Here is a 5,772-nt window from a genome sequence, read left to right as displayed (position 1 = left end):
TTTAAATTTCATTTACCATTTATTTTTTTATTTAAAGTACTTTAGAAATTATATTATGAACTTGCTTTGGAAGTAAGTCTTGCTCTTCTTTAGTTAGATTTTCAGTTTCAATTGCTTTATGGAAATAAAGGTTAACAGTAGCTGGTTTTATCCATTTGCCATTTGCCTCAAGTATTTTATAAGAACCATCCATAGTAACAGGAATTATAGGACATTTTGCTTTAGTAGCCAATTTAAAGCTACCTGCTTTAAATTCCTTCATAGGGCCCCCCTTACTTCTAGTACCTTCAGGGAAAATAACCATAGGAGTTTCCGGCTTTAAGGTTTTTAACTCCCTCTATTATAGCTTCGCCAGATTTTCTTAAATTACTTCTATCCATGAATACACAATGCATAAATGACATCCAAGTTTTAACTAGAGGAATCTTTTCTATTTCTATTTTGGCGATAAATCCAATAAGCTGAGGTATTTGAGTTATATAAATAGGAATATCGAAATTACCTTGATGATTACCTACAAATAATACAGCTTTATCTTTAGGTATATTTTCAACGCCGTGTACATTTACTTTAACGCCAGCAATTTTTAATAGAGATTTAGCCCAAATATTAATACATTTATATATTAGTTCTTCGCTTTCTTTTATTTTATTTTTCTTGATTAAATATTTAACTCTAAACATAAAAGGTATACTTATTATTAAGCTTAAAGCAAACCATATAAACCAAATTATAGTTCTTATCATAATAATGTCACTCCTAAATTTTAATATATAAGTAAAGTATACTATAAACATACATTCAAAGTAAGATATTACAAGTATAAAATATAATAAACTAATTATAAGGTTATTCATATATTGATTTTATAAGTATTTATATATGAGGTGCAAAAACTTGTTTAAATTTAATCCTAAAGATTTAAAAGTGAGCTTAAAAAATGGAATAAGTATAATGGAGCCTGCAGAATTAAGAAAATATACATTAACTCATTCAGATGAAACGGGAGAATTATTTTTAACTATAGGGAATGAATATGATAATGATAGTATTGATTATAAAGTAAGAGATGAAGTTTTAGGTATATGGGTAAAAAAGGATAAATATTACTTGCTTTTATCTGTTCAGCTTGATAATGGTGAAGGAATTTTAAATACAACAATAAGAGATAAAATATTTAGAGAAGAACTTCCAATAGCAATACAAGCAATTATTTGTGGTGATAATTTATTTATAGAAAATAATAAAGAGTTATATGATGCTAAAGTTTTAGTTAAATTTAACTCGGGGATAAATGAATATAATTGTGTAGAAGATTGGGGATATATAAAGGATTATAATTATGATAAATTGAGAAGTGATGGAGAAAATCAAGATATTACTTCCTCATATAATCAAAATGTCTTTCCACTTCCAGGACCAGTAATACCAATTCCACAACCTCCAATACCGATACCAATACCAAATCCTTATTCATATGATAAAAATAAAGCTAAGAATAGAATTATTGAAAATGCTTTAATTACAATTTTAGATAGATATATAAGGAATGAAGTTTTTACTTTGTTTGGCAAAAATACGCCTTATTGTTTAAAAAGAGCTGAGGTTATAAATGCAAGAGTTACAAATAACTATGGACCATGCACAGAACAATATGAAATAACTATAGGATTAAAAGTAGGAAAAAACCCACCATTTTATAATAATATGATTATTACATTTGTAATAGATGAAAAAAATATAAAGGTAAAGAATGTAAAAAATCCAAGGAAAATATAGTAGAAAAAATTGACATAGGATAATAGGTGATAAAATATAAATATAATATGTGCTCTCATAGTTCAATGGATAGAATAGTCCCCTCCTAAGGGATAGATACAGGTTCGATTCCTGTTGGGAGTACTGTAAAAAGCGATAAGAAGTTAAACTTCTTATCGCTTTTTACATTTTTATTATTTAGATTTTTTTTCTAAAAGATCTTTTGATTTTTCAAGTAGTAATATTAAAGCTCCACCTATTATAAAGAATACCCAGCTAAAGCTTTGGAAGTTCATAGCCGCTTTAGGAATTTCTAATGTAGTAGGTCCCATAAATACTGCATATATTGAACCAATCATTAAACCTAAAATTAAATAAATCATTGCAGATCTATATTTCTTTAGTAGGAATCTAATTAATTTGATAGTAGTTAAGATTCCTGTAATTACACCTAGTCCAAATATTATAAGGATTGGTAGATATGAAAAATTCAATGTTAAGACTTCTTTTACCGCATTTATTATTCCTGTATATAGACCAAATATTAATAATAATGTTGAACCAGATATTCCTGGCAATACCATAGCAGATATAGCAATAGCACCAGCTATAAATACAAATAGTCCTAATCCAAGATTTAAATTATCTAGTGAAAGATTTAAACCACCATTACCACCAGATGGGTTAAAGTAAGTTATTAAAACTACAATTAGAGCACCTATTACTGTAAAGATAATATTTTTATATTTGCCCATTAAAGAATCTTTTTCTTCTTTAATAATTAATGGTATTGCAACGATTATAAATCCAGTAAATAATGAACTAATATTATAAATCTGTGAATCAAATATAGATGATAGGAACAGAACTGATAATATCATTCCAACGATCCAACCAATTCCTAATTTTATTAAAAAGAATAAAGAGTGTTTTTAATTATCCATATTATCTCTTGAAATTAATGAATTTAATGAACCTATAAAATCATCATAAAATCCCAATATAAAAGCAATAGTACCACCTGAAACTCCAGGTACACTATCGGCTAATGCCATGAAAAAACCACGGATAAAATTAATAATATACATAGTTATCACCTCAAAAATATGTTAAGTTAAAATATAATACTAATTAATAAATTTGCATAGCCTAGATATATAAGTAGTATTATATTATAAAAAAATACTATCAAAATAAATTGAAAGTAATTGTAAAAATTGTGTTTATTTATTGGTAAATTATATCATATAGTATTAACGTATGATATAATAAATATCAAAATATTTTATTAAATTTCTAGGAGTGTGATTTTTTTGGAACCCAGTCAAGTGTGGCAGATAATGATACTTATAATTTTACTGATATTGTCTGGATTTTTTTCGATGTCAGAAACAGCTCTTACATCCTTAAGTAAAATAAGAATAAGGCATATGGTTGAGGAGAAGGTAAAGGGAGCTAAATTAGTTGAAAAATTAACGGAGGACCCAAATAAGTTATTAGGAGCCATATTAATAGGAAATAATATAGTTAATATTGCTGCATCAGCACTAGCAACAACAATATTTGTTGACATATTTGGCGCTAGTGGAGTTGGAATTGCAACGGCTGTAATGACTGTATTAGTACTTATATTTGGAGAAATTACTCCAAAATCAATAGCAAAGCAAAAGTCAGAACAAGTTTCTTTAAAGGTTAGTAAACCAATAAGTATAATAGTAAAAGTATTTAAGCCTTTTATAGGGATATTTACATTTATATCAAGTGGATTCATTAGATTATTAGGTGGAGATCCAAAGGCAAATGAACCATTTATAACAGAAGAAGAGTTAAAAACAATGGTTGGAGTTAGTGAAGAAGAAGGCGTATTGGAAGACGTTGAAAAAGAAATGATTTTTAATGTTTTTGATTTTGCTGATGCTCAAGTTAAGGATGTAATGGTACAAAGAGTTGATATTATAGCTGTAGATATAGATGCTAGTTATGAAGAGGTTCTTGAAACAATAAAAACAGAACAATTCTCTAGAATTCCTGTATATAATCAAACTATAGACGATATTGTTGGTGTATTAAATGTTAAAGATTTAATAATAGCAGGACAAAATAAGGAAGGATTTAAGGTTTCTGATTATATGAGGGAACCACATTATACATTTGAATTTAAGAAGATTAAAGAATTATTTAATGAAATGAAAAAGAGTAGAAACCATATGAGTGTTGTGTTAGATGAGTATGGTGGAACTGTTGGTATAGTTACGATAGAAGACTTAATAGAAGAAGTCTTTGGTGATATAGAAGATGAATATGATGATTATAACGAAGAAATTGAAGTTGTAAAAGAAGATGAGTATATTGTTGATGGAAGTGCAAGGTTAGATGATATTAGCGATTTAATTGGAGTTAATATGGAGTCTGAAGAATTTGATTCTGTCGGAGGACTAATAATAGGGGAACTAGGAAGATTTCCTGACAATAAAGAAGAAGTGAACTTAAATAATATTAGATTTGTTGTTGAAGAAATAGATAAAAATAGAATTAGAAAAGTAAGAATATATACTTAAAATAAATTTGTATAAAGGTGATATTATATAAGCAATAAATTTAATTAGTGCTAAGAGTTGTAAAGACAAATTTTAAAATGGCAGGTGGCAAATATATTTTAATTTGTCACTTGTCTTTTTTTATTCACATAATATTTTTTATATAATGTAAACTCGTTGGTAAAATAAAGGAGAAATAGGTAATGGATTATATGAAATTAGCTTTAGATGAAGCTAAGAAAGCATATTTGAAAGGGGAAGTACCTATTGGTGCTATTATAGTAAAGGATGGAGAGGTAATAGCTAAATCACATAATATGAAAGAAACATTAAAATCAGCAATAGCTCATGCGGAAATATTAGCAATAGAAGAGGCTAGTAGAGTATTAGGTGATTGGAGACTTAGCGGAGCAGAAATGTATGTAACATTAGAACCTTGTTCTATGTGTGCTTCAGCCATAGCACAGTCTAGAATTTCAAAACTATATATAGGTACATTTAATAGAGATATGGGATCTTGTGGAACCATTTTAAATATTTTTGATTATGATATTTTTAATACCTATGTGGAAGTAAAATGGTGCTATAATAGTGAATGTAGTGATTTAATGAGTAATTTCTTTGAAAATAGAAGAAGAAAAGTAATAAGCAAAGGGGAGAGATAAAGATGAATCCAGTAGCATTTGAAGTTTTTGGGCAACCAATAAGATGGTATGGAATTATAATTGCTGGAGGAGTGTTAGTAGCTTTTTTAGTTTCATATTTATTATCAAAAAAGAAAAAATTAGATTTTGATTTAATTATCGATGGTTTTTTATGGAGTTTTCCATTTGCCATTATAGGAGCAAGATTATATTATGTTGCATTTGAATATAAAAATTATCATTCTTTTATGGATGTAATAAATATAAGAAATGGTGGAATGGCTATTCATGGTGGTCTTATTGGCGGATTAGTGGTTGCATATATATTTACAAGAGTTAGAAAGGTAAATTTCTTTGAATATATAGATGTGATAATGCCAGGAGTTATATTAGCTCAAGCCATTGGGAGATGGGGAAATTTTATGAATCAGGAAGCTCATGGTGGACCTGTAACAGAAGCTTTTATAAGTAAATTTCCAGAGTTTATTCAAAATGGAATGCTTATAAAAGGAACATACTATCATCCAACATTTTTATATGAATCAATTTGGGATTTATTAGTTTTTGTTATATTAGTATTCATACTTTACAAAAAAAAGAAGCAGCATGGTATTGTAATTGGAAGCTATATGATACTATATTCTTTAGGAAGATTTTTTATTGAGGGATTAAGAACAGATAGTTTAATGATATTAGGCTTAAGAACAGCTCAATTAATAAGTATAGCTGGTATAGTATTTGGAATAATAATTATTATTATGTCAGTTAGAAAAACTAAGAAAGAAGTTTAAAATTAATACTAAAAGATTGAAGTTATATTAACTTCAATCTTT

General features: G+C 27.4%; 6 protein-coding genes, 1 tRNA gene and 1 pseudogene. 5 read left to right on the top strand and 3 right to left on the bottom strand.

Annotation, left to right across the window (positions count from 1 at the left end):
* Positions 1-31: 31 nt before the first annotated feature.
* Positions 32-304: a lysophospholipid acyltransferase family protein gene (locus HMPREF0216_RS18180; RefSeq protein WP_005214643.1), complete on the bottom strand. Its 273-nt coding sequence runs from the start codon at positions 302-304 to the stop codon at positions 32-34.
* Positions 288-746 carry a lysophospholipid acyltransferase family protein gene (locus HMPREF0216_RS18175; protein ID WP_005214642.1) on the bottom strand — a complete coding sequence of 153 codons (459 nt, stop codon included), beginning with the start codon at positions 744-746 and terminating at the stop codon, positions 288-290. The genes HMPREF0216_RS18180 and HMPREF0216_RS18175 overlap by 17 nt, the downstream gene beginning before the upstream one ends.
* A 151-nt stretch (positions 747-897) precedes the next feature.
* Here HMPREF0216_RS18175 and HMPREF0216_RS16425 point away from each other — a divergent pair, with 151 nt between their 5' ends.
* Together HMPREF0216_RS16425 and HMPREF0216_RS11995 are read left to right on the top strand one after the other, a co-directional pair.
* Positions 898-1,779, top strand: coding sequence for a staygreen family protein (locus tag HMPREF0216_RS16425; protein WP_051040716.1), 882 nt, complete (start codon positions 898-900; stop codon positions 1,777-1,779).
* A gap of 51 nt (positions 1,780-1,830) precedes the next feature.
* Positions 1,831-1,902 (top strand) — tRNA-Arg (locus HMPREF0216_RS11995).
* Between the two features lie 50 nt (positions 1,903-1,952).
* On the opposite strand, the pseudogene HMPREF0216_RS11990 reads toward HMPREF0216_RS11995, so the two are convergent.
* Positions 1,953-2,846: pseudogene (locus tag HMPREF0216_RS11990) on the bottom strand (DUF368 domain-containing protein).
* 225 nt (positions 2,847-3,071) lie between these two features.
* Here HMPREF0216_RS11990 and HMPREF0216_RS11985 point away from each other — a divergent pair.
* From HMPREF0216_RS11985 to lgt, 3 genes are all read left to right on the top strand, one after another.
* Positions 3,072-4,316, top strand: a complete 1,245-nt coding sequence (locus HMPREF0216_RS11985; protein WP_040419829.1) for an HlyC/CorC family transporter — start codon at positions 3,072-3,074, stop codon at positions 4,314-4,316.
* A gap of 182 nt (positions 4,317-4,498) precedes the next feature.
* Positions 4,499-4,960, top strand: a complete 462-nt coding sequence (locus tag HMPREF0216_RS11980) for a nucleoside deaminase (protein WP_005214634.1) — start codon at positions 4,499-4,501, stop codon at positions 4,958-4,960.
* A gap of 2 nt (positions 4,961-4,962) precedes the next feature.
* Positions 4,963-5,730 (top strand): prolipoprotein diacylglyceryl transferase, encoded by a 768-nt coding sequence (gene lgt / locus HMPREF0216_RS11975; RefSeq protein ID WP_005214633.1) that lies wholly within the window; start codon positions 4,963-4,965, stop codon positions 5,728-5,730.
* The last annotated feature ends 42 nt before the right edge of the window (positions 5,731-5,772 follow it).

Origin of the sequence: Clostridium celatum DSM 1785 (assembly GCF_000320405.1) — a bacterium.
GTDB lineage: Bacteria > Bacillota > Clostridia > Clostridiales > Clostridiaceae > Clostridium > Clostridium celatum.
Note: the sequence above shows the minus strand (reverse complement) of the source record. Positions and strands in the feature narration are given on the sequence as shown.

Coding starts and splice junctions, on each gene's coding strand:
- HMPREF0216_RS11980 (WP_005214634.1), top strand. CDS start 4,499: ATGGATTATATGAAATTAGCTTTAGATGAAGCTAAGAAAGCATATTTG.
- HMPREF0216_RS18180 (WP_005214643.1), bottom strand. CDS start 304: ATGGTTATTTTCCCTGAAGGTACTAGAAGTAAGGGGGGCCCTATGAAG.
- lgt (WP_005214633.1), top strand. CDS start 4,963: ATGAATCCAGTAGCATTTGAAGTTTTTGGGCAACCAATAAGATGGTAT.
- HMPREF0216_RS18175 (WP_005214642.1), bottom strand. CDS start 746: ATGATAAGAACTATAATTTGGTTTATATGGTTTGCTTTAAGCTTAATA.